Annotated in this window: 21 protein-coding genes; 3 read left to right on the top strand and 18 right to left on the bottom strand. The window is 71.9% G+C overall.

Going from position 1 to position 25,324, the window contains the following annotated elements; all coding sequences use genetic code 11:
- Window positions 1–14: 14 nt before the first annotated feature.
- From ACFV9W_RS10970 to ACFV9W_RS10955, 4 genes are all read right to left on the bottom strand, one after another.
- On the bottom strand, window positions 15–1,097 hold the full coding sequence (locus ACFV9W_RS10970; protein WP_385757933.1) for a tartrate dehydrogenase: 1,083 nt from the start codon (window positions 1,095–1,097) through the stop codon (window positions 15–17).
- Between the two features lie 164 nt (window positions 1,098–1,261).
- A complete protein-coding gene (locus ACFV9W_RS10965) occupies window positions 1,262–2,167 on the bottom strand; it encodes a LysR family transcriptional regulator (protein ID WP_385757930.1) in 906 nt (301 codons plus the stop codon).
- Window positions 2,168–2,251: 84 nt separating this feature from the next.
- Window positions 2,252–3,640, bottom strand: a complete 1,389-nt coding sequence (dctA, locus tag ACFV9W_RS10960) for a C4-dicarboxylate transporter DctA (RefSeq protein WP_385757927.1) — start codon at window positions 3,638–3,640, stop codon at window positions 2,252–2,254.
- 135 nt (window positions 3,641–3,775) lie between these two features.
- Entirely contained in the window at window positions 3,776–4,348 is a 573-nt protein-coding gene (locus tag ACFV9W_RS10955) for a helix-turn-helix domain-containing protein (RefSeq protein WP_385757924.1), read from the bottom strand.
- 132 nt (window positions 4,349–4,480) lie between these two features.
- Here ACFV9W_RS10955 and ACFV9W_RS10950 point away from each other — a divergent pair, with 132 nt between their 5' ends.
- A complete protein-coding gene (locus ACFV9W_RS10950; RefSeq protein ID WP_385757921.1) occupies window positions 4,481–5,317 on the top strand; it encodes an EamA family transporter in 837 nt (278 codons plus the stop codon).
- Between the two features lie 43 nt (window positions 5,318–5,360).
- Window positions 5,361–6,056, top strand: a complete 696-nt coding sequence (locus tag ACFV9W_RS10945; protein WP_385757918.1) for a B3/4 domain-containing protein — start codon at window positions 5,361–5,363, stop codon at window positions 6,054–6,056.
- Here ACFV9W_RS10945 and ACFV9W_RS10940 read toward each other — a convergent pair.
- From ACFV9W_RS10940 to ACFV9W_RS10885, 12 genes are all read right to left on the bottom strand, one after another.
- Window positions 6,044–6,952, bottom strand: a complete 909-nt coding sequence (locus ACFV9W_RS10940) for a formylglycine-generating enzyme family protein (RefSeq protein WP_385757915.1) — start codon at window positions 6,950–6,952, stop codon at window positions 6,044–6,046. The two genes, ACFV9W_RS10945 and ACFV9W_RS10940, sit on opposite strands and share 13 nt — an antisense overlap.
- Window positions 6,949–8,424, bottom strand: coding sequence for a sulfatase-like hydrolase/transferase (locus ACFV9W_RS10935; RefSeq protein ID WP_385758150.1), 1,476 nt, complete (start codon window positions 8,422–8,424; stop codon window positions 6,949–6,951). Before ACFV9W_RS10935 ends, ACFV9W_RS10940 begins: the two co-directional genes overlap by 4 nt.
- Before the next feature lie 62 nt (window positions 8,425–8,486).
- Window positions 8,487–9,671, bottom strand: a complete 1,185-nt coding sequence (locus tag ACFV9W_RS10930) for an ROK family protein (protein WP_385757912.1) — start codon at window positions 9,669–9,671, stop codon at window positions 8,487–8,489.
- Between the two features lie 226 nt (window positions 9,672–9,897).
- Window positions 9,898–11,073, bottom strand: coding sequence for a damage-control phosphatase ARMT1 family protein (locus tag ACFV9W_RS10925; protein WP_385757909.1), 1,176 nt, complete (start codon window positions 11,071–11,073; stop codon window positions 9,898–9,900).
- A 39-nt stretch (window positions 11,074–11,112) separates the two neighbouring features.
- Complete coding sequence (locus ACFV9W_RS10920) at window positions 11,113–12,108, bottom strand: LacI family DNA-binding transcriptional regulator (RefSeq protein ID WP_385757906.1); 996 nt, start codon at window positions 12,106–12,108, stop codon at window positions 11,113–11,115.
- A 68-nt stretch (window positions 12,109–12,176) separates the two neighbouring features.
- Entirely contained in the window at window positions 12,177–13,106 is a 930-nt protein-coding gene (locus ACFV9W_RS10915; protein WP_385757903.1) for an ROK family protein, read from the bottom strand.
- Window positions 13,103–14,773 carry a class I mannose-6-phosphate isomerase gene (locus ACFV9W_RS10910; protein WP_385757900.1) on the bottom strand — a complete coding sequence of 557 codons (1,671 nt, stop codon included), beginning with the start codon at window positions 14,771–14,773 and terminating at the stop codon, window positions 13,103–13,105. The genes ACFV9W_RS10915 and ACFV9W_RS10910 overlap by 4 nt, the downstream gene beginning before the upstream one ends.
- A 39-nt stretch (window positions 14,774–14,812) precedes the next feature.
- On the bottom strand, window positions 14,813–17,983 hold the full coding sequence (locus tag ACFV9W_RS10905; RefSeq protein WP_385757897.1) for an alpha-mannosidase: 3,171 nt from the start codon (window positions 17,981–17,983) through the stop codon (window positions 14,813–14,815).
- A gap of 36 nt (window positions 17,984–18,019) precedes the next feature.
- Window positions 18,020–18,832 (bottom strand): carbohydrate ABC transporter permease, encoded by an 813-nt coding sequence (locus ACFV9W_RS10900; RefSeq protein ID WP_385757894.1) that lies wholly within the window; start codon window positions 18,830–18,832, stop codon window positions 18,020–18,022.
- A 29-nt stretch (window positions 18,833–18,861) separates the two neighbouring features.
- On the bottom strand, window positions 18,862–19,842 hold the full coding sequence (locus ACFV9W_RS10895) for a carbohydrate ABC transporter permease (protein ID WP_385757891.1): 981 nt from the start codon (window positions 19,840–19,842) through the stop codon (window positions 18,862–18,864).
- The gene (locus tag ACFV9W_RS10890) at window positions 19,839–21,170 is read right to left on the bottom strand and encodes an ABC transporter substrate-binding protein (protein ID WP_385757888.1); all 1,332 of its coding nucleotides are present in this window, start codon (window positions 21,168–21,170) and stop codon (window positions 19,839–19,841) included. The genes ACFV9W_RS10895 and ACFV9W_RS10890 overlap by 4 nt, the downstream gene beginning before the upstream one ends.
- Before the next feature lie 240 nt (window positions 21,171–21,410).
- Window positions 21,411–22,577 carry an aminotransferase class V-fold PLP-dependent enzyme gene (locus ACFV9W_RS10885; RefSeq protein ID WP_385757886.1) on the bottom strand — a complete coding sequence of 389 codons (1,167 nt, stop codon included), beginning with the start codon at window positions 22,575–22,577 and terminating at the stop codon, window positions 21,411–21,413.
- 176 nt (window positions 22,578–22,753) lie between these two features.
- On the opposite strand from ACFV9W_RS10885, the gene ACFV9W_RS10880 reads away from it, so the two are divergent.
- A complete protein-coding gene (locus ACFV9W_RS10880; protein WP_385757883.1) occupies window positions 22,754–23,443 on the top strand; it encodes a FadR/GntR family transcriptional regulator in 690 nt (229 codons plus the stop codon).
- Here ACFV9W_RS10880 and ACFV9W_RS10875 read toward each other — a convergent pair.
- Both ACFV9W_RS10875 and ACFV9W_RS10870 read right to left on the bottom strand, forming a co-directional pair.
- Window positions 23,388–24,842 carry a CehA/McbA family metallohydrolase gene (locus ACFV9W_RS10875; RefSeq protein WP_385757880.1) on the bottom strand — a complete coding sequence of 485 codons (1,455 nt, stop codon included), beginning with the start codon at window positions 24,840–24,842 and terminating at the stop codon, window positions 23,388–23,390. The two genes, ACFV9W_RS10880 and ACFV9W_RS10875, sit on opposite strands and share 56 nt — an antisense overlap.
- 160 nt (window positions 24,843–25,002) lie before the next feature.
- Window positions 25,003–25,311, bottom strand: a complete 309-nt coding sequence (locus tag ACFV9W_RS10870) for a hypothetical protein (protein ID WP_385757878.1) — start codon at window positions 25,309–25,311, stop codon at window positions 25,003–25,005.
- Window positions 25,312–25,324 lie beyond the last annotated feature (13 nt).

The following is a 25,324-nucleotide window of genomic DNA, read 5'->3' as shown; positions in this document are numbered from 1 at the left end:
TCGCCGTGCGAGGGTCAGTTGGCCAGCGCGTCGATCAGCGCCTTGGTGACGTCCTCGGTGGTGGCGGTGCCGCCGACGTCCCGGGTGAGGGTCCCGGCGCCGGTGACGGTCTCGATGGCCTTGTTGAGGCGGGCCGACTGGTCGGGCAGGCCGAAGTGCTCCAGCATCAGTGCCGCGCTGCCGACCGCGCCGATCGGGTTCGCCAGGCCCTGCCCGGCGATGTCGGGGGCGGAGCCGTGCACCGGCTCGAACATGCTCGGGAAGCGCCGCTCGGGGTTGAGGTTGGCGCTGGCCGCGAGGCCAAGGCTGCCAGCGAGCGCGCTGCCGAGGTCGGAGAGGATGTCGGCGTTGAGGTTGGAGGCGACGACGACCGACAGGTCCTCGGGCTTGAGCACGAACTTCGCGGACATGGCGTCGACGAGCACGCTCTCCGTCTCCACGTCCGGGTACTCGGCGGCGACCCGCTTGAAGACGTCGTCCCAGAGCACCATCCCGTACTGCTGGGCGTTGGACTTGGTGACCGAGGAGACCTTGCGGCGCGTGCGGGTGCGGGCCAGGTCGAAGGCGAAGCGGATGATGCGCTCGCAGCCCACCTCGGTGAACAGGGAGGACTGCACGGCCACTTCACCGCCGGGGCCGCGCCCGGACAGGTTGCGGCCACCGAGACCGGCGTACTCGCCCTCGCTGTTCTCGCGGACGACGACCCAGTCGAGTTCGGTGTCGTCGGCCTTGCGCAGCGGGCTGAGCACGCCGGGCAGGAAGTGCACGGGGCGGACGTTGGCCCACTGGTCGAAGTTCTGGCAGATCTTCAGGCGCAGGCCCCACAGGCTGACGTCGTCGGGCACGGAGGGCCAGCCGACCGCGCCGAAGTAGATTGCGTCGAAGTCCTTCAGCTGGTCGAGACCGTCGTCGGCCATCATCTTCCCGGTGCGGGCGTAGTACTCGCAGCCCCAGTCGAACTCCTGCCAGTCGAAGGCGAAGGCCCCGTCGGAGCCGGCGGCGAGGGCGTCCAGGACGGCGCGGCCCGCCGCCACGACCTCGGTGCCGACGCCGTCGGCGGGGATGGCGGCGATGCGGAAGGTGCGGGTCTCGGACACGAGGGCCTCCAGGAAGTGCGGCACACGCCCGTGCTCAAAAGCGCCTGGCCGGGCGGTGGTTGGCGTGTTCCCGAGTCAACAGGCCGGTTCGCGGGGCGTCCAAGACATGCTTCCGATGCGACACATAGGCGCGACTGATAGGTGCCTCGTCCGAGGAGAAGGCGTTACGTCGACGGGGTCCGTGCCCGGCGTTCGGCCAGCGATCGGGTCAGTTCGAGGAAGGCGCGTGCCCCGGGCGTCAGATGCGCGGGCAGGCTGATCATGGCGACGTGCAGGTGTGCGGTCGGTACGAGCGAGGCGACCGCGAGGCCGCAGCGACGGGCGAGGCGGGTCCAGGCGGCGGGCAGCACGGCGACGCCCACGCCGGTGAGCACGAGCGGGAGGATGGAGGTGCGGTGGTCGACGACGGCGACGATCTCGGTGTCCCCGCTGCGGGCGGTGATGTCGTCGACGATGCCGCGCATCAGGCTGCCGGGGCGGGACGCGATCAGCTTGTGCCCGGCGAGGTCCTGGGGGTGCAGCACGGCGCCGTCGGCGAAGGGCCCGTCGGCCGCGCCCACGACGACGAACGGCTGCTCCTCCACGGGCAGCATGTCGATGCCGGGCGCGGTCACCGGCTTGTCGGCGCCGAGCAGCCCCAGTTCGCAGGCGCCGCTGCGGACCAGCTCGACGGTCTCCTCGGGGGTGAAGGCGGCGCGGGTGCTGATGGTCACGTCGGGGTGCAGCTGGGAGAAGCGGTGGATCAGCGTGGCCATGGGTTCGATGCCGGGTGAGGGCATGGTGGCCACTTCGACGGTGCCGCTGCCGAGACCGGTGAGGGCAGCGGCCCGTTCGCGTACGGCGGCCAGGTCGCGCAGGACGCGGCGGCTCGGCTCCAGGAGTTCGGCGCCCGCCTCACTGAGGACGACGCCGCGGCCCATCCGGTGGAAGAGCGAGACGCCGAGGTCCGCCTCCAGGTTGGCCATCGCCTGGGACAACGACGGTTGCGCCACGTGGAGCGCGGCGGCCGCTTTGCTGAAGCCGCCGTGCTCCACGATGGCGAGAAAGTACTGCAGTTGCCGCGCGTCCATCCTGCTACCTCCGCCTGCTGCCATAAGGGCAACCTATCGACACGTCGACAGGTTGCCCTCGCGGGGAGTGCGCGCGGCCGGACCTCAGGCCGGCGGGGCGGGCGCGGGCACCGGCTTCCGCACGGGCACCTTCGCCGCCTCGGCCGGGGCGGCGGGCAGTTCCTCGACCTGCTCCCCCGCCAGGACGCGGCGGGCCCGCTCCACATCGAGGGCGTTCTCCCAGCGGGCGACGACGAGGGTGGCGACGGCGTTGCCGCAGAAGTTGACCAGGGCCCGGCACTCGGACATGAATTTGTCGATGCCGAAGATCAGCATGATGCCCGCGACGGGCACATGTCCCACCGTCGACAGGGTCGCGGTCAGTGCGATGAACCCGCCGCCGGCCACTCCGGCCGCCCCCTTGGAGGTCAGCAGCATGACGGCCAGCAGGCCGAGTTGCTGGCCGAGGGAGAGCGTGGTGTCGGTGGCCTGGGCGATGTAGAGGGTGGCGAGGGACAGGTAGACCGCGGCGCCGTCGAGGTTGAAGCTGTAGCCGGTCGGCACCACGAGGCCGACCGTCGACCGGTCGACGCCCATGAACTGGAGTTTGCGCATCAGGCCCGGCAGCGCGGGCTCGGCCGTCGAGGTGCCGAGGACGAGCAGCAGCTCCTCCTTGAAGTGGCGCAGCAGTTGGAACAGGTTCAGCTTCACGTACAGGGACAGGACGGCGCCGAGGACCACGACGACGAACACGATGGACGTGACGTAGAACAGCAGGATCAGCGAGCCGAGGCTGGTCAGCGTGGACAGGCCGAACTTGCCGATCGCGAAGGCCATCGCGCCGAAGGCGCCCACCGGGGCCGCCTTCATCACGAACGACAGGACCTTGAACACCACCTCGGTGAGACGGTTCACGGAGGCGATGATGGGCTCGCCGGCCGGGCCGACCACCTTCAGGGCGATCCCGAAGATCACGGCGAGGAAGATGACCTGGAGGATGTCACCTTCGACGAACGCGCCGAAGAAGCTGTCCGGGACCAGGTTGGTGAGGAACTCCCACCAGTGCTGCTCCTCGCCCTTTTGGACGTACTGGCTCGCGTCACCCGAGGTGTGCAGGGCGCCGACGTCCGCGTGCACGCCCTCTCCGAGCGGGAACAGATTGATGGCGACGAGGCCGAAGCCGAGCGCCACGATGGTGCCGACCTGGAAGTAGACGAGCGCCTTGACGCCCGTGCGACCCACCTTCTTGAGGTCGGCCACGCCCGCGATGCCGCCGATGATGGTCAGGAAGACGATCGGCCCGATCAGCATCTTCATCGCGGTGACGAAGGTCGTGCCGACCGGTTCCATCGCCGTGCCCAGGTCGGGCCACCGCCAGCCGAGCACGATGCCGACGACGATCGCCGCCAGCACCTGTACGTACAGCTGCCGGTACCACGGCCTGGCCTTCACCGTGGTGGTGGCGCCTGCGGCGGCGTCCGGGGCATGCGTCATTGCAACCTCCATCCGGGCACGGCTGGGAACTGCGGCACCGGGCCCGTCCGGCGCCGCCCCAACTACCGCGTCAGTGAAGCGGTTTGCGTGCGCGGAGGTCCACGACCAAAAATCGATGCCCCGGATAGGTGGTGCCTATGACCCCGGTGGCAGCTGCACCGTCATGACCAGGTGGCAGGTTTCCTCGCCCGCACCGCGGTAGGTGTGTGCGGCGTCCCCGTCGAAGGTGGCGGTCTGTCCGGCCGTCACGGGGTGGTCGGTGCCGTCGACGACAAGGGTCATGCGCCCGCTGGTGACACTCACCGTCTCGATGACACCGGCCTGGTGGGGGTGACTGGGATACTCCTCGCCGGGTTCGAGGCGCCAGCGCCACACCTCGACCGGGGAGGCGCCCGTGGTCGTCAGCATGAGCCGGGCCTCGCCGCCCCGCTCCCCCGCCCACAGCGGCATGACCTCGTCCGAGGACACGACCCGCACGCGCCCTTCGGCCGGGCCCTCCAGCAGGGCGGACACCGAGACACCGAGGGTATCGGCGAGCCGGACGAGGGTGGCGAAGTTCGGATTGCCCTGCGCCTTCTCCAGGCCGACCAGGGCGCCCTTGCTGACCTTGGCGCGGCGCCCGAGCTCATCCAGGGAGAGGCCGGCGCGCGAGCGGGCCGTCCTGACGTTGTGCGCGAGCGTGCGCAGGGCTGCCTCTGTCTCGGTCACACGACCACCTTCCGCTTCGCCACCGACTGGCCAGTGGAATGTACCGCGCGGTCGTTCGGTTGACACATCACGGTCGGTTCATTGTACGGTTTGGTCGTTCCAGTGACGTATGAAGAGGGCAAGGAAAGTCTCGTGATCGCTCTGCTGCTGGCCCTGGGCAGCTCTCTCGCCTACGGATGCGCCGACTTCCTCGGTGGCCTCGGCGCCCGCAAGGCCCATGTGCTGCGCACCGTGATGGTCGCGGCGCCCGCCAGCCTCGCGGTCGAGCTGCTGCTGTGGCCGTTCCTCGGCGCCTCGTTCAGTTCGGCCGCCGTCGGCTGGGGCGTGGCCTCGGGTGTCGCCTCGGCCGCCGCGTTCGCGCTGCTGTACAAGACCCTCGCCATCGGGCCGATGAACGTGCTGTCTCCCGTGACGGCGTTGGTGTCCGCCGCGCTGCCGGTCTCCGTGGGGCTGATGCAGGGCGAGCACCTCGCCACGGCGGGGCTCGTCGGGCTGCCGCTCGCGCTGATCGCCGTGGTCCTGGTCAGCGCCGGGAGCGGCGCCGGCGCGTCGCGCCCCTCGCGCACGGCGCTGCTGCTCGCCTTCGGGGCGGGCGCCGCCATCGCGCTCCAGCTGGTGTGCCTGCACCAGGCGCCGTCGGACAGCGGCGTGGCACCCCTGATCGTCGGCAGGGCGGTGTCGTCGCTCGTCACGCTGGGCGCGGCAGGTGTCCTGTTCCGGCGGCTCGGGGCGGAGAAGCCCGCGTACGGCATCTCGGCGGCAGCCGGTGTGCTCGACTCGATCGCCAACCTGCTGTTCCTGCTGGCGGCACGCAGCGGCGACCTCGCTGTCGTCGCCGTGATCACGGCCCTCTACCCGGCCGGTACGGTGCTGCTCGCGCGCGGCGTACTGGCGGAACGGATCCACCGGGGACAGCTGGTGGGCCTGGGTACGGCCGCCGTCGCCGTCAGCCTTCTCGCCCTCACCTGACCCCCTCACCTGTCCCTCCTCACCCGCAGATACGGAGCCTTCATTGCCCGCCTTCCGTCTCACCCCCGCCGTCGCCGACGCCTTCCCCGACACTCGGATCGCCGTCGTCACGGCCACCGGCCTGCGTGGCCGTGAGCCCTGGCCTCAGACCGTGACCGCCGTCGACGACCTGGAGCGGGATCTCGCCGACGGCTCCTGGCAGCCGGCGGACGAGTCCGACCCGCGCATCGAGGCGTGGCACACCGCGTACCGCTCCTTCGGCACCAATCCGCGCCGCATCCGCCCCAGCGTCGACGCGCTCGGCCGCCGCATGGCGAAGAAGGGCGCGCTGCCGCGTATCAATCCGGCGGTCGACTCGTACAACGCCGTCTCCGTGCGCCACGGGCTGCCCGCCGGTGCCTTCGACCTCGACCATGTCACCGGCGACGTGGTGGAGATCCGGTACGCGGACGGCACCGAGGAGTTCACCCCGCTCGGCGAGCCCGACAACGTCGAGCACCCCAAGCCCGGCGAGGTCATCTACGCCGACGCGGCCGGCGTGCTGACCCGGCACTGGAACCATCGCGACGCGCACCGCACATGTGTCACCGAGGACTCGACGCGGGTCGCGTTCCTGATGGAGACCGTGCGCGCGGACCGCGACGGGCACCTGCTGAAGGCGGCGGCCGAGGAGCTGCGCGACCTGCTCGCCCCGCACGCCGAGCAGGTCACCGTCGACTACGTGGGTCAGACCGCGTAGGCCACCCGGAACCCGGTGTTGCCCGACGTGCTGTCTGCCGTGTTGGAGGTGCGGGCGGCCACGCGGTAGCGGTTGCAGTACGAGTGGTGGCAGAGGTACGAGCCACCGCGCATGACGCGGGTGTTCGCATCGCCGCCCGGCTCCCACAGGTCGGCGTTCCACTCCCAGACGTTGCCCGCGACGTTGTGGAGGCCGTAGCCGTTGGGCTGGAAGGCGTGGACGGGGGCCGTGCCCGGATAGCCGTCCTCGGCGGTGTTCTTGGTGGGGAAGGTGCCCTGCCAGATGTTGCACATGTGCTCGCCGCCGGGGGTCAGTTCGTCGCCCCAGGCGTAGCGGGCCTGGTCGAGGCCGCCGCGCGCGGCGTACTCCCACTCGGCCTCGGTGGGCAGCCGGCCGCCCGCCCACGCGGCGAAGGCGGCGGCGTCGGCCCAGCCGACGTGGGTGACGGGGTGGTCCCAGCGGCCTTCGAGGTCGCTGCCGGGGCCTTCCGGGGTGCGCCAGGTCGCGCCTTCGACGCCGCACCACCACGGGGTGGCGTCGGGGCGCGGCGAGATCTTGCGCAGGTGGCCGGGGACGAACCTGGCGAACACATAGCTCCAGCCGAAGCGTTCGGCTTCGGTGCGGTGTCCGGTGGCCTCGACGAACGCGGCGAAGCGGGCGGTGGTGACGGCGTACGCGTCGATGGCGAAGGCCTTCACGCGGACGGAACGCACCGGCCCCTCCGCGTCCCCGGGGTTCGCGTCCGCGTCCTCGCAGCCCATGCGGAAGGTGCCGCCGGGCAGGTCGACGCGGGTGTCGTAGGCCGGTTCGTCGCGGGGCGCAAGGGTGAGGGCGACCGGCCCCGCGCCCGTGACCTCGGGGCCGCCCTCGCGCGAGGGCGAGCAGCAGCTCTTCACGCCACGCCCTCCGACTCGAACGCGGACAGCGTCGTGTCGTAGTCGGTCGGCACGTCGTACATCGGTGTCATCCAGTGGTAGAAGTTGTCGCCGCGGTCGCGCAGCAGGTGGTACAGGCGGTGCATCAACTGCGTGCGCACCAGTCGCAGTTCGGGGTGCTCGTACCGGTTCTGCAACTCGTCCGGGTCGGCCTCCAGGTCGTACAGCTCGTTGTGGGACTCGGGGTTCACGACGAGCTTGTAGCGGCGGGTGCGCAGCATGCGCTGAGGGTACGGGAAGTGATGGCCGTGGTACTCGGCGAGGTGGTGCTCGTCCCACTCGGGGTGCTCGCCGCGGGCGATCGGCAGCAGGCTGCGGCTGTCGACGGCCAAAGTCGCGTCGGCTCCGGCCAGTTCCAGGATGGTCGCCGTGTAGTCGGTCAGTGACACGAACTCGTCGCGGACCTGGCCCGCCTCGCCGCCGGGGACACGGAGCAGTCCGGGGATCCGGTAGATGTCCTCGTACATGGCGGGACCCTTGTCGTGCAGGCGGTGGGCTCCGGTGAACTCGCCGTGGTCGGCGGTGAAGCAGACGGCGGTGCGCTCGTCGAGGCCGAGGTCGCGCACGGCCCGCATGATGCGGCCGATCTGCTCGTCGATGAGGGTGACATAACCCCAGTAGGCGGCTATCAGCTTGCGGCTGTCCTCGAGGGGCATGGTGTCGAAGGCCCACAGCTGACTGTAGTTGCTCTGCACCGGCGGCTTGTTCGCGAATGTCTCGGCCATGGAGGCGGGGAGTTCGACGAGGGCCGGGTCGTACATGTCGAAGTACTCGTTCGGCAGGATGTACGGCAGGTGCGGGCCGAAGAAGTGGGTGGCGAGGAAGAACGGGTTGCCCTCGCCGCCGCGCTCGTCGTCCGCGAACCGGCGGAGCATCTCGATGGTGCGGGTGGCGAGGTAGTACTCGAAGGTGGCCTCGACGGGCTGGTGGAGGCGGGCCGCGAGGAGGTTGCCGGGGCTGCCGTTGGGGGTGGTGCCACGCATCCGGTCGCTGATGGCGTACTCGGGCAGGCCCCGCTCCTTGAGGTACTCAAGGTAGTCCGGGTGGTCGACCGGGTTGTGCCAGCCCTCGAGATTCGGGCCCTCGAACCCGTAGTCGGCGGCGGTGCGCTGCACACCTCCGTGCCACTTGCCCATGAGGCCGAGGTTGTAGCCGTCGCCCTTCAGTTGCTCGGCGAAGGTGAACTGGCCGTCGGAGAGGTCCTCCAAGTACCCCACGTTGCGCTCGTAGTTGGCGAGCAGCTTGTGCCGGAAGGGGGCCGCGCCGGTCAGGAGGCTGGCGCGGGCCGGGGTGCAGATGGCGGTGGGTGTGTAGCAGCTGTCGAAGCGGGTGCCCTCGGCGGCGATCCGGTCGAGGTTCGGGGTGCGCACGTGCGGGTTGCCGTAGGCACCGAGGGTGTCGACCCGGTGCTGGTCGGTCATCAGGAAGAGCATGTTGTGGCGCACGGCGGTGCCTTTCGGATCGTACGAGGGGGTGTGTCGGTTCAGGGCGGGTGCTACGAGGCGTGGGTGGCGGCGTCGGCCTCCTCGGGTGCCGCCGCCTCCGCCGTCGGGTACCCCGCGAGCAGCGGTGACTCGTGGAAGACGAGGGCGAGGGCGCCGAGCGCGCCGGAACGCTCGCCGAGCACGCCCTGCACGAGTTCCACGCCGCGGTGGACGCGGGTCGCGGTGTAGCGGCGGAAGGCGTCCCCGACGGGGCGGAGGAAGCCGGGGCCGAGGTCCGCGACCTCGCCGCCGAGCACGATGCGGCGCGGGTTGGCGGTGCTGGACGCGGCGGCGAGGGCTCGTCCGACGGCGAGCGCGGCGCGTTCGACGGCCGCGCGCTCGGTGTCGGCGCCCGCCGCGAACGCCTCCGTGAACCGCTCCCAGCTGCGCCGCCCGGCGGCCCGCAGCAGCGCGGGCACGGCGGCGACCTGCTCCAGGCAGCCGTGTCCGCCGCACCAGCAGCGCGGCCCTTCGGCGTCGACGCTGATGTGTCCGAGCTCGCCCGCGGCGCCCTGCGCACCGCGGAACAGCAGTCCCCCGGCGACGAGTCCGCCGCCGATGCCGTACGAGAGTGTGAGGTGCAGGGCGTCGCCCGCGCCTCGGGACGCGCCCCAGATCGCCTCGCCGAGCGCGGCGAGCCGGGTGTTGTTGTCGGCGAGAACCGGCACGTCGAGCGCTTCGGAGACGGTGTCGGCGACGGTCTGCCGGCGGTCCGTGGTGTCTCCCGGGCCTGGTGTGCCGATGCCGACGCCGCCGAGTCCCGCGAGGTCGATGTCCTCGCGGGCGGCGAGCTCGCGCAGCAGGTCGAGGGCGGCGGCCGCCTGCTCGCGGGCTCCGGAGCGCTGTGCGTGGTGGGTGCCGGCGAAGGCGGTCACCTCGTGCGCCGCGTTGGCGATCGCTACGGTGATGCGCTCGCGGCCCACCTCGATGCCGACCGCCTGGGCGGAGCGAGGGTTGAGCGTGAGCCGGTGCACCGGTCGGCCGCGTCCCGAGGGCGGGCCCGCGGGCTCCTCGGTGACGACGCCGTCGGCGAGCAACTGCCCGACGATGCCGGAGAGCGTGGTGCGCGAGAGCCCCGTGGCGGTGGCCACATCGGCCCTGCTGCTGGGGCCCTGCCTGCGCAGCACCTGGAGGACCCGCTCCACGTTCCCGTACCGCAACTGGCGCAGCACGGTGGGGTTCTTGACCGCTGCCATGGGTCGGATACTCCCCCGCCCCGCGCATTTACGTCAAGACTCGCGACAGAAATCAAAACCGCTGGTCGTTACCCCTTGATTTTCGTCGGAGTGTTGACGCTAATGAGGCGGAGCCGACCAGCAAGGGAGCTCGTCATGCCTGCCGTCACCCGGACCTCGGTGTCCGACGCACCGGGCGCGGACGTCCGATCGCACCGCACGCTTCGCGGCGGCCTGACCCGTCATGTCACATGCGCGCCTGTACGAGCGCGTGGGCGCCGCTGGTCCGCCACTTCTGGTGCGGTTCGGCGGCGTCCAGCGCGTCCCGGGTGGCCGGCTCAAGGCCCGTGATCACGTCGCACTTGAGGGTGCGCAGCGCGACCACGGGGGTCGGCCAGTACGTGGTCCGTCCGGCGAACGGCGTGGTGGGGTCCCACATGCGGTCCCCCACGAGGCGCCGGTAGTTGAGGTCGCCCTTGAGCACGGTGAGCGTTGTCTCGGCGAACTCGGCGCGCAGGTCGTCGGGCATGTCGGCGTAGGGCAGCGGCGAGCAGGAGAAGGGGTGTGCGCGCAGGGCGATCCGGCCGTCTCCCAGCGCGGCCCAGATCCGCCCGCCGGCCTCGGCCGCCGCGCCGCCGGCCCGGTGCAGCCGCCGTACGCAGTCGACGACATCGGCCGTCATGGCGTCCGAGACGTAGTACGGGTACGGCTTGAGCTGCACGGCCACGCGGGCCACGCGCCCGTGTGCGAGCAGGTGGTCGACGAGCAGCAAGTCGGCGAGGAGTTCACGCCCCGCGTTGTCCGCGACGAGGCTGATCGAGGCGCCGCCGCCCCGTGGCAGTGCGGCCCAGAACGCCTCGGAGTCGTCGGCGACGAGCTGGGTGTCGGCGCCGGGTTCGGCGCCGTCGGCGGTGACGCGGAAGCCGAGGTCGGCGCGGTTGCCCCAGAGGGAGCCGAGCAGCAGCCCGCGCTCCTGCTCGGCCAGGGACACGGAGGCGAGCCAGTCGACCGCGCCCAGCTCGGCGTCGGTCTCGGGGCTGTCGAGTTCGGCCCGCTTGAACGGCTGGAACGGGTCGACGCCCTGCCAGGGACCTGGCATGAAGTAGCCCACGGCGTCGAGGAGTTGGCGATAGAAATAGCTCTCCGCCCACAGGAACGGCGCGTCGAACCACGACACCCCGAACCATTCGCTCCCCCACGCCTCCCAGCGCTCACGGTCGTGCGCCCCCTCGCCCAGCGGCTCGATCACACCGTCCGCCGTGTTCCGCAGGAGCGCGTCCAGGGCACGATGCTGCTCCGGCCCGTACGGGAACGCGGCCCGCACCTTCTCGATGAGCGCGGGGTGCCGCTCGGCGAGGACGCTCCGGGCGAAGGAGCCGGGCTCGTTGCCGTGGATGACGGGGGCGGGCGGGGTGTCGGTCATCGGTGGCGGACTCCTGCGAGGTGGGACGGGCCTTCGACCTTAGCCGTAGCGGACCAGGGTCGTCGGAACCACGGCACGCCGCGCCGCGGCGGGTGTGCCGCCCTGCTTGCCGCCTGCCGCCGCCCGCTCGCCGAGCCGAGAGACGAGCAGGCGGCCCGCCTCCTTGCCGAGTTCGTCGCTGTCGTAGGCGGCGATGGTCAGCGGCAGGCCGAGGACGTCGGCGAGTTCGAAGTCGTCGAATCCCGCGAGCGCGGTCGGGGTTCCGGCGGCCCTGATGGCGCGGAAGGCGCCGATGGTGTTGCGGTTGTTGGAGCAGAACAGCGCGGTCGGCGGCTCGGGAAGGGCCAGCAGTTCGGCGGCGGCGTGTGTCGCCTCTGCCGTCTGCTGCTGCCCGAGGCGTACGTAGTGCGGCGCGCGGCCGATGCCCTCCTCGGCGAGCGCGTCGGTGAAGCCGCGCAGACGTTCCCCGCCCGTGTAGACGGCGGGCGGGGAGCCGAGGAAGCCGATGCGGCGGTGCCCGGCGCCGAGGAGTTCGCGGGTGACGGCGCGGGCTCCGCCGTGGTCGTCGACGAGGACGCAGTCGGCGTCGAAGCCGTTCGGTGGGCGGCTCGCGACGACGACGGGCACGCCACCGGCCGCGGCGGCGGCGAGGTGGCGCTGGTCGTCGGCGGCGGGTACCACGATGATGCCGTCGACGCGGCGGGCCACGAGGTCCTCGACGAGGTCGCGTTCGCTGTCGACGTCGTGTCCCGTGTTCCCGATGACGGTCTTGAGGCCGTGCCCGGCGACGACGGCGTCGACGCCGAGGGCGAGCCGCGAGTAGAAGGGGTTGGCGAGGTTGGTGACGACGAGTCCGACGAGTCCGGTGCCGCTGCCCAGGCGCAGGCTGCGCGCCATCTCGTTGCGCCGGTAGCCGAGTTCGGCCGCCGCCGTGCGCACCCGCTCCGCGGTGGCGGGCAGCACCTTGGGGTCGTCGCGCAGCACACGCGAGACCGTCATGGCGCTGACCCGCGCCCGCTGTGCGACGTCCCGCACCGTGGGACGCGGATCCTTGGCGGCGCCGGACGTGCCCAATGTGTCCCCCTTGCCCGTCTGGGTGGCCGCTACCACCCCGGCCCTGTTCGGTTCGCGTGCCGGGCCGCGACCGCGCGCGCCGCGCCCAGCAGCGCCGCGTCACCGGCGAGGGCGGCGGGGCGCATCGCACGAGTATGCCGGGTGGGAGGCCGCCCGCTCACGTCGGCCGCGTCGGGTGTCCAGCCGCCCTTGGCGAGTCCCGTGTGCAGGGCCGGTGCGACCAGGTCCCAGGAGCCGGTCATGGAGCCGCCGACGACGAGGGCGGTCGCCTCGAACGCGGCGAGGCGCGGGCCGAGGACGGCGCCGAGTGTCCCGAACGCCTCGTCCAGTACCCGGCGGGCGGGCCGCTCCCCGGCGCGGGCCCGTTCGGCGATGTCGCGCACGTCGACGCCCTGTTCGCCGTACCGGGCGACGAGGGCGCGGCGGGACACGGACTCCTCCAGCGGTCGGCCGTCGACGGTGGTCAGGTCGATGCGCCCCTCGGGCGGCACCCCGGGTCCGTGGTCGAGGATGCGGCCGTCCGCGAGGAAGGCGGAGCCGATGCCGGTGCCGAGGGTGATGCCCACGACGCGGGTGTGCCCGAGGGCGGCCCCCGACCCGCACTCCCCCAGCAGGAACGCGTGCGCGTCGTTGAGGAAGACCATTTCGCCCGGTCGCCGTGCTATTCCGTCGAGCAGCGCGGCCCGCACATCCACCCCGTACAGCGCCTCGAACTTGCCGACACCGGCGAAGAGTCCCATTCCGCGCGCGTAGTCGAACGGGCCGGGCAGTGCCATGCCCCAGGTGGCACCCGCGGGTGTGTCGAGCGCGTCGGCGCAGCGGCACACCGCGCCCAGGATGTCGTCGGCACGGGCGCCCGGGTCGAGCGGCCGGTGGGTGCGCCGCGCGACGTGGCCGTCCGCCGGGTCGACGAGGCCGGCGGTGACATGGGTGCCGCCGGCCTCGATGACCGGGATCACCGGACGAGCGCCTTCACGACCCGCACCGGACCTCCGTCGGCCGCGCGCAGCCGGTACCGGCCCACGGCGGCGGGCACGGTGAGTGTCTCCGCGTGGGACAACTGGTGGGTGTCACCGGCCTCGGTGTGCAGGGTGACGCCGTCGCCCTGCACCACGTTCAGTACGTGGAAACGCCCCGCCGTGTCGTCATCGGCCTCGGCGCCCGCATCGAGCGTGTACCTCCTGACCTCGTAGAACATCTCGTCGAGCGCACCGATGATCTCCTCGCGCCAGCCGTCGCCCTCGCGCAGGGGGCGGGGCCGCTGTACGAGGTCGCGGGTGACGGCCTCGCCGCGCCGGGTGGTGTCGAGGTTGGCGAAGCCGTGCTCGTACGGGAGGGGGCGCGGGTTGCCTTCGGCGTCGGGCCTGAGCCAGTCGTAGAAGCGCAGGCTGTACAGGTACGGGGTGGCGCTGATCTCCAGGACGAGGTTGTCGGCGCCGCTGGCGTGCGGGGTGCCTGCGGGGATGAGGAACAACTGGCCCTGTTCGGCGGGGAAGGCGTGGACGTGGTCCTCGATGTCCATGGGTGTGCCGTGCGCGGCCGCCGCCTCGACCTGCTTGCGGAAGGCGTCGACGTCGGCGTCCTCGCGCAGGCCGAGGAACACCTTGGTGTCAGGGCTCCCGATGGTCATGTAGTAGGTCTCGTGCTGGGTGTAGTGCCAGCCGAACTTCTCGCGCATGTACGTCTCTTGGGGGTGGCAGTGCAGCGAGAGGTTGCCGCCTCCGACGGTGTCGAGGTAGTCGAAGCGGATCGGGAACGAGGTGCCGAAGCGGGCGTGCACCTCCGTGCCGAGCACACGGTCCGGCTCCAGTGCGCACATCAACTGGAACGGCACCTCGACCTGCGCCTGCGGCCCTGTCCCGACGAGGATGCCCGCCTCGGGTGCGATGAGTTCGTAGCCGAGCGCCGTGTTGCGGGCCTTCGGGTTGAAGCCGAGTTCGTTCTGAGCCCAATGCCCGCCCCAGGGCGTCGAGTTGAAGAACGGCCGGGTACGTACGGGCCGTCGGGCGAGTGCCGCGCAGGTCGCGCGCAGGCCGGGGCCGTCGAGCCACGTCGGGTGGCCGGGGTCCTGGAGGTCGAGCCAGCCGTCGACGCGGGGGGCGAGGGTGTCGCGGTGCCGGTCGAGCATGGGCCAGTCGGTGTAGAACAGCCGCCGCGGGTCGGGCTTCTCGTGCGGGAGGCCGAGGTTCGTGCCGGGGGTGCCCGCGACCGTGGCCGCCTCCGCGTAGCGTTTGGGCACGTCGGCGTACCAGAGCACGTCGTGCTCGACGAGGGCCGCGCCCGGCCCGTACACGACGAGGAGTCCCCCGGTGGGGGCTTGGGGTGTGGGCAGTGCCTCGAAGAGGTCGTCGAGCGGGTTGTCGGCGAGCCTGCGGAAGTAGGGGTCGTCCGCGCCCTCGGGGTGGCCGACGCGGGCGCGGATCCGTGCGGGTGGCGCGTAGTGGTTCCGTACGTCGACGAGGGTCACGCCCGACAGGTGTGCGGCGAGCGCGTCCCAGTCGGCGGACGGCGATCCGTCGATCGCCAATACGGCGGGTGCTGACGGGAGTTGAGCCGCCACCCGTTCCCAGCCGGCGGCGAGGACGGCGTCGGGGGCGGGGGCGTAACGCGGGTCGTGCCGGTACACAGAGTCTCCTTTACGCTCAGGTGCGCGGGTTCGCCGTCGTCAGCGCCGGAACAGCACGGCGACGGTGCCGAGCGCGGGGACGTCGACGGTCACCTCACCGTCCGTCGTCGCCAGTTCCTCCCCCGCCCGCCCGTGATAGTCGGCCACCCGTGCCGAGGCGACGGGGAACAGGGCGCGCACCGGGCAGGCGACGGGTTCCTCGGCGAACGACTGCAGGCGCAGCAGCACGGCCCCTTCGGTGTCCGGGGTGGTGGCGCCGACGAGTCGTACGCGCGGGTCGCCCACGGTGGCGAACGCCAACCGGTCGGGCGCGTCGGCCGACACGGCGCCCCGGGCCCGCACCGCGTGCAATGGTCGGGACGTGCCGGCTGCGGTGCGCGGGCCGAGTCCCGCGATGTCGGTGCCGGTGGCGCAGGACAGCGAGTACCGGAAGGTGAACTCGAAGGCCTGCTCGCTGGGGAAGTTGGTGTCCCACAGGTTGTTGTGGATCCACGAGTAGACGGTGGCGGGTTCGTCGTGGTCCATCGTCTTCGGGAACGGCGCGTACGGCAGGGCGATGTTGCCGAACTGGACGAGCGGCGCGTCCTGCGTGGCCCAGCCGACGGCGAGACCGTCCTCCTGGAGTGTGATCCAGCGGCGCACGGCCCGCATGTGCAGGGCGGAGCCGGGGACCACGGGGAGGTCGGTGCCGGTGGCGCCGCCCGAGGCCTCCATCCGCACGGTGGGTGTCTCGAAGGCGAAGGGGAACGCGAAGTAGGCGCTCTCCTTGCCGAGGGTGGCGTCCTTGTCGACCTGGTTCTCGATGTCGAGGCGGCCGATGCCGTGCGGCAGGGTGAGCGTGGTGCGCACCCGGTTGGCGCCCGGCGGGCGGGTCTCGTAGGTGAGGGTCTCGGCGGTGGCCGTGGTGCGGCGGGCGATGAGTGCGGCGGGCGGGGCGACGGAGCGGTTGCCGAGGTGTTCGAGGCGGTCGGAGGCCGTGGTGCGGCTGGAGTTGTGGTTGAAGCCTCCGGACGTGGTGTAGCTGTCGTGGATGTAGGCGTTGAAGCCGGTGATGGCGTCGGCGCGGACGAGTTCGCGGCCGGTCGACTTCTCGACGACGGAGGCGATGCAGGCGCGGGCCAGGTCGACGCGGACGGCGAGGTGTGCGTTGTCCAGGAGCAGCGGGTCCGGGTGGGCGTGGGCCGCGGCGGCGGTGTCGGCCGGGTTCTCGCGCTCGCTGCCACCGGTGGGGTTCCATCCGGTGGCCGCCTTGACGGAGGTCGTCTCCTGCCCGGTGTCCCCCGAGGTGTCGGCGGCGCGGATGTCGACGCGTACGGACCCGGCGGCGGGCACGTCGTCGACACGGACGAGCAGGAAGCGGCCCGCGTCGCGGTGCTCCTCGTTGGCCTGCGGTCGCTCCTCGTGCGTCAACTGGGCGCCGGTGCGGGCGTCGTGGACGGTCACGGCCTGTTCGAGGGGGACGCTGGACTCGGGCAGGAAGATCTCTGCGACCTCGGTGCGCGGCCAGGAGCAGGTGTTCACCACGTGGTAGGCGGCCGGGGTGTTCGCGGGCCGGGCGAGGCGCTGGCCGAGGCGGGCGTTCGCGCGGTTGAGGAGCGACTGGCCGTCGTCGCGGGCGCGGACGGCCTGCCCGTACTTCCAGTGCCACTGCTGCTCGCCGGAGTGGCCGTGGTCGTGGCCGTGCGTCCAGGGGTCGCCGGCGCCCCAGGTGTGTTCGTCGAAGAGGGACACCGCCTCGTACACACCGGACGAGTCACGTGTGTCGTCGGCCGCGCCGGTGGCACCGAGGACACCGGCGAAGGTGCCGAGTGTCTGAGCGTCGGCGACGACGGACTGGGCGGTGCGTGCCATCGACAGCGGGTGGGCGCCGGAGCCGACGCCGTCGACCCACCAGTCCGTCCAGTCGCCCTCGAAGGTCCGGATCTCGTCGCCGAGCCGGGCCTCCGCGTCGGTGAAGAAGTCCTCGTTGCGGGACAGCCGCAGCTGTGGGTAGGCCCAGGTCTCGTTCCAGCGGCGCACGGTGTCGGCGATGATGCGGCGCGGCGGCGCGTTGTCGCCGAACTTGCCCTGGACGCGCAGGTGCAGGATGTCCCACGGGTAGGGCTCGCGCTTGATCTCCCGCTCGTCCATGGCCCAGCCGAAGACACCACCGCGGTACGGGTAGGGGTGGGAGGCGAGGGAGGTCAGGTAGGCGGGCAGCAGGTCGTCGACGGAGGAGTAGTCGGTGTCGAAGCCGAGCAGCGGGCCCTCCATGTAGGCCAGGCCGTGCGGGGTGTCGGTCATCCAGACGAGCACGCTGTTGCCGCTGGGGGCCTGCCAGCGGAAGAGGCGAGGCAGCTTCTCCCCGCCGACGAGGTGGGGCACGGAGCGGCCGGCCCAGTTGTGCGCCACGGACAGGTACTTGACGCCCGCGGCGCTCAGTGCGTCGACCATGCCGACGACGTGTCCGGGCACATCGGTCTGCATGGCGGAGGTGAAGTCGACGCCGTGCTCGTCGCGGACCTGGTGGGCGAGGCGCAGCAGTTCGTGCAGCTCGTCGGTGGAGCAGGTCTCGCTGTGCAGGTTGAACGGCAGGGCGGTCAGCTCGATGCGGCCCTCGCGCACGCGGCGTACGAACTCCTCGACCTGCTCGGCGGGGCGGGCGTCGGCCCACTGCTGGAAGGAGAGCAGCGACTCGACACACCAACGGAACCGGGACTCGGGTTCCCAGTCGTCGGTGGCCCGCGTGAGTTCCAGGCAGGAGTCGAGGAACGAGAGGTGTTCGGCGAGGACCTTGCCCTGCGGGTCGGTGTAGCCGATGTCGAGGTGCGAGTGGTGGACGAGGTGGATGGTCCACTCGCGCTGCGGGGTGAGGGTGACGTCGATGCCGCCTTCGTCCGCCGACACCACGGTGACACGTTGCACGGTGTCGACGGCGGGCAGCAGCAGGCGTACGGAGCCGTTCGGCCCCGCGATGCGTTCGGCGGGCAGCGCTGTGCCCGACTCGGTGCGCACGGCGAGTTCGGCCGGGATCGCGCCGCCGTTCACCGCCTCCACGCGCAGCGACTGCAGCAGTCCGCCGTTCTCCGCGCGGCGCATCAGTGGCTCGACGGTGAGCCTCAAGGGGCTGCCGGACAGGCTTCCTTCGGCGCTCACGACGGAGCCTCGCAGGCTCTCCCGGATGCGGTCGTTGTCCCAGTCGGTGGTGCGGACGAGGGCCCGTGTGGTCATGCGGACTTCTCCAACTCTGGGTGCGGGTGCGGGGGTTCAGCGGGTGGCGGCGGTGACACCGCGCAGGAACAGGCCGCGGAAGGTGAGGAAGACGACGAGGGTGGGCAGGGAGACGATGAGCGCGCCGGCCAGGATGACGGGCGGCCCTGAGGAGGCGTAGGCGTTGTTGAGGCTGGTGAGGGCGGCCATCACCGGCTGGACGTCGGGGGTGCGGCTGAGGGTGATGCCGAACAGCAGGTCGTTCCAGACGGCGGTGAACTGGAAGATGAACGCGGCCGCCAGGCTGGAGCCCATCAGCGGTACGTGGATGCGCCAGAAGATCCGCCGGAACGAGGCGCCGTCGATCATCGCGGCCTCGGTGACCTCGGGCGGCATCGTGGTCATCTGGTTGCGGATCAGGAAGAAGGCGAAGGGGATCGACCACGCCACGTAGACGAGCATGAGGCCGAGCCGGGTGTCGTAGAGGTTGCCGTCGGCGTACATGCCGAACAGCGGGGCGAGGAACATCTGCAGCGGGAAGAGGGTCCCGGAGTAGATGAGCCAGAACCAGAACGCGGGCCTCGGGATGGGCAGCACGACCACGGCGAACGCGGCCATCGCGGCGACGAGGACGGCGGCGGCGCCGCACACCACCGCGTACATCAGGGAGCCGGCGAAGCTCTGGCCGATGCCGGCCTCGTTCCAGGCGGTCACGAGGTTGTCCCACAGTGCGAAGCCGTTCGGCGTCCAGTCCGCGTTGCCGCTGTAGGAGGCGACGGGTGTCAGTGCGTTCACGACCAGCAGGTACAGCGGGACCAGCCAGAGCACCACGCAGCCGGCGACGAAGAGATTACGGAAGGTCTTTCCCACGGGTGTCACTCCTTGTCGGACGGCTCGGGTCAGCGCGGGGACGTCTCGGGCATCTGGCGGCGCAGGTACAGCCACGAGGACGCGACGACGATGACGGACAGGACGAGGGCGATCGCGGAGCCGTAGCCGATGTGGAAGAGCCGCAACGCCTCGCGGTACATGGTCAGCGCGAGGGTCTCGGAGGAGCGGGCCGGGCCGCCCTGGGTGAGGACCCAGATCATGTCGAAGGCCTTGAGGCTGTTGACGATGGCCATGCCGACCACCACCACGGTCACGGACCGCAGTTGGGGCAGGGTGATGTGCCGGAACATCCGCCAGCCGCGCGCCCCGTCGAGCTCGGCGGCCTCGACGGTCTCGCGCGGGATGGCGCGCAGGCCGATGGCGAAGAGGACGACGTTGAGTCCGGTGGCCTGCCAGGTGCTGGCCACGATCATGGAGAGGGTGTTCTGCGGCCACTCGAGGAGCCAGGCCTTGCCGAGCGAGCCGAGGCCGATGGCGTCGAGGACCTGGTTGAGGGAGCCCTCCGAGGTGAGGATGAACTTCCACAGCACGGCGGTCGCGGCGCCCGACACCGCGTACGGCAGCACGATGACGGTCTGTGCGATCAGGCCGAAGCGCATCCGGTGCGTGGCCACCGCGATGGCGAGTCCCGCGAGGACCGGGAGCAGCAGGGTGCCCGCCACCCACATCACGGTGTTGAGCAGCGAGCGGCCGAAGATGGGGTCGTCGGCGAGCCGGGTGAAGTTGTCGAGGCCTGTGAAGTGGCTGGTGAAGCCGTTGTCCTCGAAGAAGCTGCCGTAGATGCTGCGCAGGAAGGGGTAGACGAGGAGCACACCCACGAACAGCAGGGCGGGCAGCGCCCACGGGACCCCGGAGAGCGGCCCGCCGAGCCGGCCCGTGCCCTTGCGGCCACCGCCTGCCTGGTGGGGGGTGCGGGTGGGGATCCGGCGGCGGGGCGGTGTCACCTTGGTGGCTTCGACGGGTGCGGTGGTGCGCACGGTCCCGGTCATGCCGCCTCCGCCTCCCGCCACACCGGCCATGCCTCGTCGGCGCGGCCCTGCATCGTGCGGAGCACCGACCGGTATGAGGACGGGTTGATGAGGGCGGCGGCGAGGTCGTCGACCGTGGACTCGACGAGTTCGGGCGGGCCCAGTTCCCAGAAGCGGTTGAGCTTGCGGGCCTTCGTCTCGCGCACGGTGCGGGTGACACCGTCGATCGTCACGTTCGCGGGCGGGACCGCCGGGTTCGGGCAGCCGTCCTGCAAGGCGTGCGAGAAGGCCTTCATGACGCGCGGGTGGGTCCAGGCGCCGGCGGCGCGCAGTGCCTCCGCGCGGTCGGGTCCGCGGACCGTGCACACCAGGGCGCTGGTCTCGAAGACCACGGCGGGGCGGACGCGGGTGTTCTGCATCGGCAGCACGAACGCGTCGACGTTCTTGCCGGGCTGGCCGCCGACGCCCGCGAAGGTGCCACCGAGCCAGGAGCCGCAGGCCACCATGCCGACCTTGCCGTGCACGACACGCGCGGCGGCCGTCGAGTGGTCCATGTCCAGGGACGTGAACCAGTGCTTGTCGGCGAAGGAGCCGATGGTGCGCATGGCCTGCTGGGCGGGTTCGTCGGTGTAGCGGGCGCGGCCGTTCAGGAGTTCCTCGTAGAACCGCGGGTTCTGCCGGGTGAGGATCTCCTGGAACCAGATGAACGCGGGCCACCGGCCGGCCGTCGTCGCGTGCAGCGGGGTGATGCCCGCGCGCTTGAGGCGGTCGGCGGTGTGCAGGAACTCGTCCCAGGTCGCCGGCTTCTTCAGGCCGTTGTCCCGGAAGACCTCCGGGTTGTAGAAGAACACGTAGTACGCGAGGTTCATCGGCAGTCCGTAGACGCGGCCGCGGTAGCTGAGCGCGGTGCGCAGCGCCGGGTCGGCCCAGCCCTTGCGGACGGCGCCCGCCCAGTGGTCGGACAGGTCCTCGATGCCGCCGGTGCGGGCGAGGTCCTGGAGCCGGTAGCCGGACCAGTACTTGAGCATGTCCGGGGTCTTGTTGGTGCGCAGCGAGGACTTGACGACCTGCTCGAAGGACTCCAAGGAGGGGATCACCTCGGGCACGATCCCGATGCCGTCGACCTTGCGCATCGCCTCGCCCGCCGCCTTGATCGGCGGCGCCCACGTCTGGTTGTCGCCGTGCAGGGCCACCTTGCCGGGAGGCTGTCCGGCGGCGGTGCCGCACGCCGTGAGCAGCGGTGCCGACGCGGCGGCGGCGACACCGGCGCCGGCCGCCCGCAGGACGGTGCGCCGGGCGGGTCGCGCGGCTGGAAGAGCGGGACCGATGGACGGTTGACGGCCTGTCATGGGGCGGCTCCCTCAGGCGGGCTCAAGATCGTGTTATCGATAACACGCGATGCCGGGAGCATGGCGCTCGGACGCCAGGGGCGTCAATGGGCGTGGCAGGACGAATCTTTGGGCGGGGGTGTGACGTGCTGGTTCCCACATGAAGACATGACGTGACGGGGGCCGCGGCCCGCCACGCACGCCGACGCCCGTGGCACTCACCGCGGTTCGGTGGGTGCCACGGGCCGGGGGACACATGGGTTACGCGGTGGTCGCCGCCAGCGCCGTCGGCAGTTGGTCGGCCAGGTACGCGTAGCCCTTGCGGTCGTTGTAGAGGTGTGCGGACAGGCGGAGGAAGCCGCGGCCGTTCCAGGTCGTGACGGCCGTCTCGCAGCCGAGTGTGTCCGCGAGGTGGCGGCCCAGGGCATGTGCGGCGTCCTGGTCGGCCGCGACGCCTTCGGGCAGCGGCACGAGGCGCATGGCGGGGGCCGGGCTGCCGCCCACCGGGGCGGTGTCCACGCCCAGTGCCTCGGCGAGCAACACCTGCGCTTCCCCTGCCAGTTCGGACATGTGGCGGCGCGCGGCGTCCCAGCCGAACTCCTCCTCGATGAACTCCAGGGAGCGCGGCGCCGCGAGCCAGGGGGCGAGGTCGACCGTGCCCTGCTGGTCGAAGCGCTCGGGGAACGGGTAGGGAGCGCCCCAGGAGTCGGTGAGCGGGTGCAGCCGCTGTGCCCGTTCGCCGCGGGCCACGAGGGCGGCCGTGCCGCGGGGCGCGCACGGCCACTTGTGCAGGTTGCCCACCCAGAAGTCGGCCTCGCCCGCGTCGGCGAGGGGGTCGGCGAGCATGCCCGGCGCGTGCGCCCCGTCGACGAGGACGAGGGCGCCCGCCGCGTGGGCGTGCGCGGCGATGTCGGCGACCGGGAAGAGGCGGGCGGTGGCGGAGGTGATCTGGTCGACGACCACGAGGGAGGTCGGCCTGCCGGTGGCGCCGAGGGCTTCGGCGAAGAGCGCGGCGATCTCGGCGGGTGTCGCGTCGAGCGGGATGTGCAGGGTGCGTACGTGCGCGCCCGCACGCTCGGCGGCCCGTGTCACGCCCATGGTGACGGCGCCGTAGGAGTGGTCCGTCAGCAACACCTCGCTGCCCGGCTCCAGTTCGAGCGAACCCAGGACCGTACTGACTCCGGCGCTGGCGTTGGGCACGAGCGCGAGGCCGTCCGGGGCGACGCGGAGGTACCGGGCGATGTCCGCCCGGGCCCGCGCCACGCGCTCCGGGAGCCCGCGGAACCACCGGCACGGGTTGCTCTCCATCTCCGTGCGCAGCGCCCGCAGTTCGTCGAGGGTGACACGGGGCACGGCGCCGAAGGAGCCGTGGTTGAGGTGGCGTACGTCGGGGTCGAGCGCCCAGGCGTCGAGGGGCTGAGAAGACATGTCACTCCGCGAGTCATCCGATGACTGTGTCCGGTCGAGTCGTACTCGCAGGACGGTAGGCGGTAAATTGCTCGCCGAACAGGGGCAGTTGTGATTCGTGAGTCTTCTCCTCGCTACCCGCTGCCGGATTCATCGGATGACTCCTCGGACGAGGCGAGGGCGAAGGGGGCGGGGCGATGACGGCCACCGACACGGCGGCGGCCGGGCTGCGGGCGATGATCGCGAGCGGTGAGCTGGCTCCGGGCGCGCGGCTGCCGCCCGAGCCCGACCTGTGCGCCCGGCTCGGGGTGTCACGCGGCTCGCTGCGCGAAGCGGTGCGCTCGCTCGCGGCCCTCGGGATGCTCGAACCCCGGCACGGCGCGGGCACGTTCGTCTCCGCGCTGCGCCCGGCGCACATGCTCGCCGGGTTCGCCGCGATGGTCGACGTACTGCCCCTCGACGGCATCCTGGAACTCTTCGACACGCGCCGCGCCGTGGAGTGCCAGGCCGCGGCGCTCGCGGCGGCCCGCGCCGACGGGCGGGTGATCGCGCGGCTGCGGGAGCTTCAGGCACGGCTGAGCGCGACCGAGGACGAGCAGGAACTCCACGACCTGGACCACGCGTTCCACACCACGATCTGCGAGGCCTCCGGCAATGAGACGCTGGCCGCGCTCGCCGGTGTGCTGCGCTCCCGGGGCCGCCACTACAACGTGTACGGCTCCGCGCAGGGCTCCGCGGTCCGCGCCGCGAGCGACGAGGGGCACGAGGCCCTCATCGACGCGCTGGCCGCCCACGACCCCACCGCGGCGGCAGCGGCGGCGGGCGCGCACCTCACCCGGACGGAGAGGTGGCTGCGGCAGTTGCGCCCCGACCCTGATCCGGGCTGACCCGAACCGGGTTCGAGACGGCGAGGGAGGAGGCGTGCGAGCGGTTGCACGAGGCCCAGAAGTACGGGTCGTCGCTGGCCGCGTGCAGCTCGGCTCGGTAGTAGGTCCCGGGGATCGGGCGCGGGTCCGTGACCCGCACGTGCGTGGCACCCTCGGCGTCGACCGGCTCCATGTGCCACAGCAGGCCGTCCCTCAGGACGAACAGCACGGAGGGCCGAGGTGTGTCGATCCGTACGTCGAGGTGGACCGGGCCGCCCAGGGGCACGGTCCCGCCCATCGCGCACTCCCCGGCGTCGGTCCGGGCGGAGAGCCGCAGCCCGGCCCCGCGCGACACGTACGCCTCGCCCGTCCGCAGCGCGCCGAGGATGCCCTCGCGGCTGTGCTCGGCCCGTACGACGGTGGTGACCTGGCCGAGCCGGTGCTCGGGCTTCCGCGGGTGGTGGCAGTCGGTGCCGGCGACGCCGGTGATGCGGTGCCCGGAGGCGAGCAGCCGGTCCCACAGGCCGACGGCCGCGTCGTTGTTGGCGCCCTGCCCGAAGTTGTCGATCTCCAGGAGGTCGATGTCGTCCCAGGTGTGGTCGTCCCTGCGCCAGGCCTGGCGGCCGCTGAAGGGGTGGTTGACCCCCACGAGCCCGTCCTGGGCGTGCACCTCGCGGGCGGCATCGGCGAAGTCCCAGCCGTCGGCGTCGACGTAGGTGCCGGGCCAGCGGGACAGGCCGTGCAGGTTCGCGTGGCCGAAGTGCGAGGTCAGCTCGATGGAGCGGAGGAGGACGAGGCCGTCGGCGGCCCCTTCCGCTTCCAGGCGCGCCAGTTCCGCCCAGTGGCTCGATGTGAAGTGGTCGCTGACGGCGAGGAAGTCGAGCCCCGCGGCGCGGGCGGCATCCAGGAGGGCGGGCAGGCCGGCTGAGCCGTCGCTGTGCAGCGAGTGCGAGTGCAGCTCGCCGCGGAGCCAGGTGGGAGGTGCCTGCGGCGCCGGTGCCGCTCGCTCACTTCGGGTACGCGTGACGGGTGGTGTGACGGCGGCATCCGCATCGTCCACGTACACCCGCAGCTCGTAGCTCCCGCCCTGCGTGAACCGGTCGAGGTCGATGCGGATCGTCCACTCCCCGGCGGGCAGCGGCCCCGCGTGGCACCCGAGGTCGGCGTGCCCCTCCCCCACCTCGAAGGACAGCCGGCGGGGCCCTGGGTCGCCGGGGCACTGCACGTGGCCGCGCAGGAATCCGGCGGGGTCGAGGGCGGCCGCGTAGAGCTGGAAGCAGTCGGTGACCTTGTCGAAGTCCAGCTCGACGCGGAGTGTGCCGAGGCCTTCCGGGAGGGCGAGGACCCGGTCCAGGTACTGCTCCGTGACGGACGCGGGGTCGATGGTGCGGCTCTCCCGCAGAACTCGTCGGCTGCTCACCGGGCCTCCTCGAAGCACACCACGGGCCCGCATCGCCCCGGCGGCTCCCCCGGGCTGCGCGGACCCGCTCACCAACTTGCAAGAGCTTCCGCACAGTCGAGCACGCTTCGCCGTGGCGCGCCAGCGGGTGGGCCGGATCGCCCAGGGGCCCGAGGGGGCGTCACGACGTGGCGGCGGCCTCCCGGATCAGCGGCTCGAACTCCCGCCGCGCATAGGCGTCGAACGGTGCCGTCAGCGCGCCGTCGATCACCCGGACCACACCGTGCTCCGCGGCGAACTCCTTGAGCGCCGCCCGGGCCTCGGGCCCCACCCCGCCACCGATGATCAGCACCGCGAACTCCCGTGTCTCCAGGAGTCCCCGTGCCTCGTCGTCCGTGCTCACTCCCTCCGCTTCGAAGCCGTCCGTGTGCAGCGTGGACAGTACGTCGGTCACCCTGGCGGGCGTCCTTCCCAGCACAAGTGTCTTCATGGGGCGAACCTAG

Source organism: Streptomyces sp. NPDC059897, from assembly GCF_042730865.1.
Taxonomy (GTDB): domain Bacteria; phylum Actinomycetota; class Actinomycetes; order Streptomycetales; family Streptomycetaceae; genus Streptomyces.
Note: the sequence above shows the minus strand (reverse complement) of the source record. Positions and strands in the feature narration are given on the sequence as shown.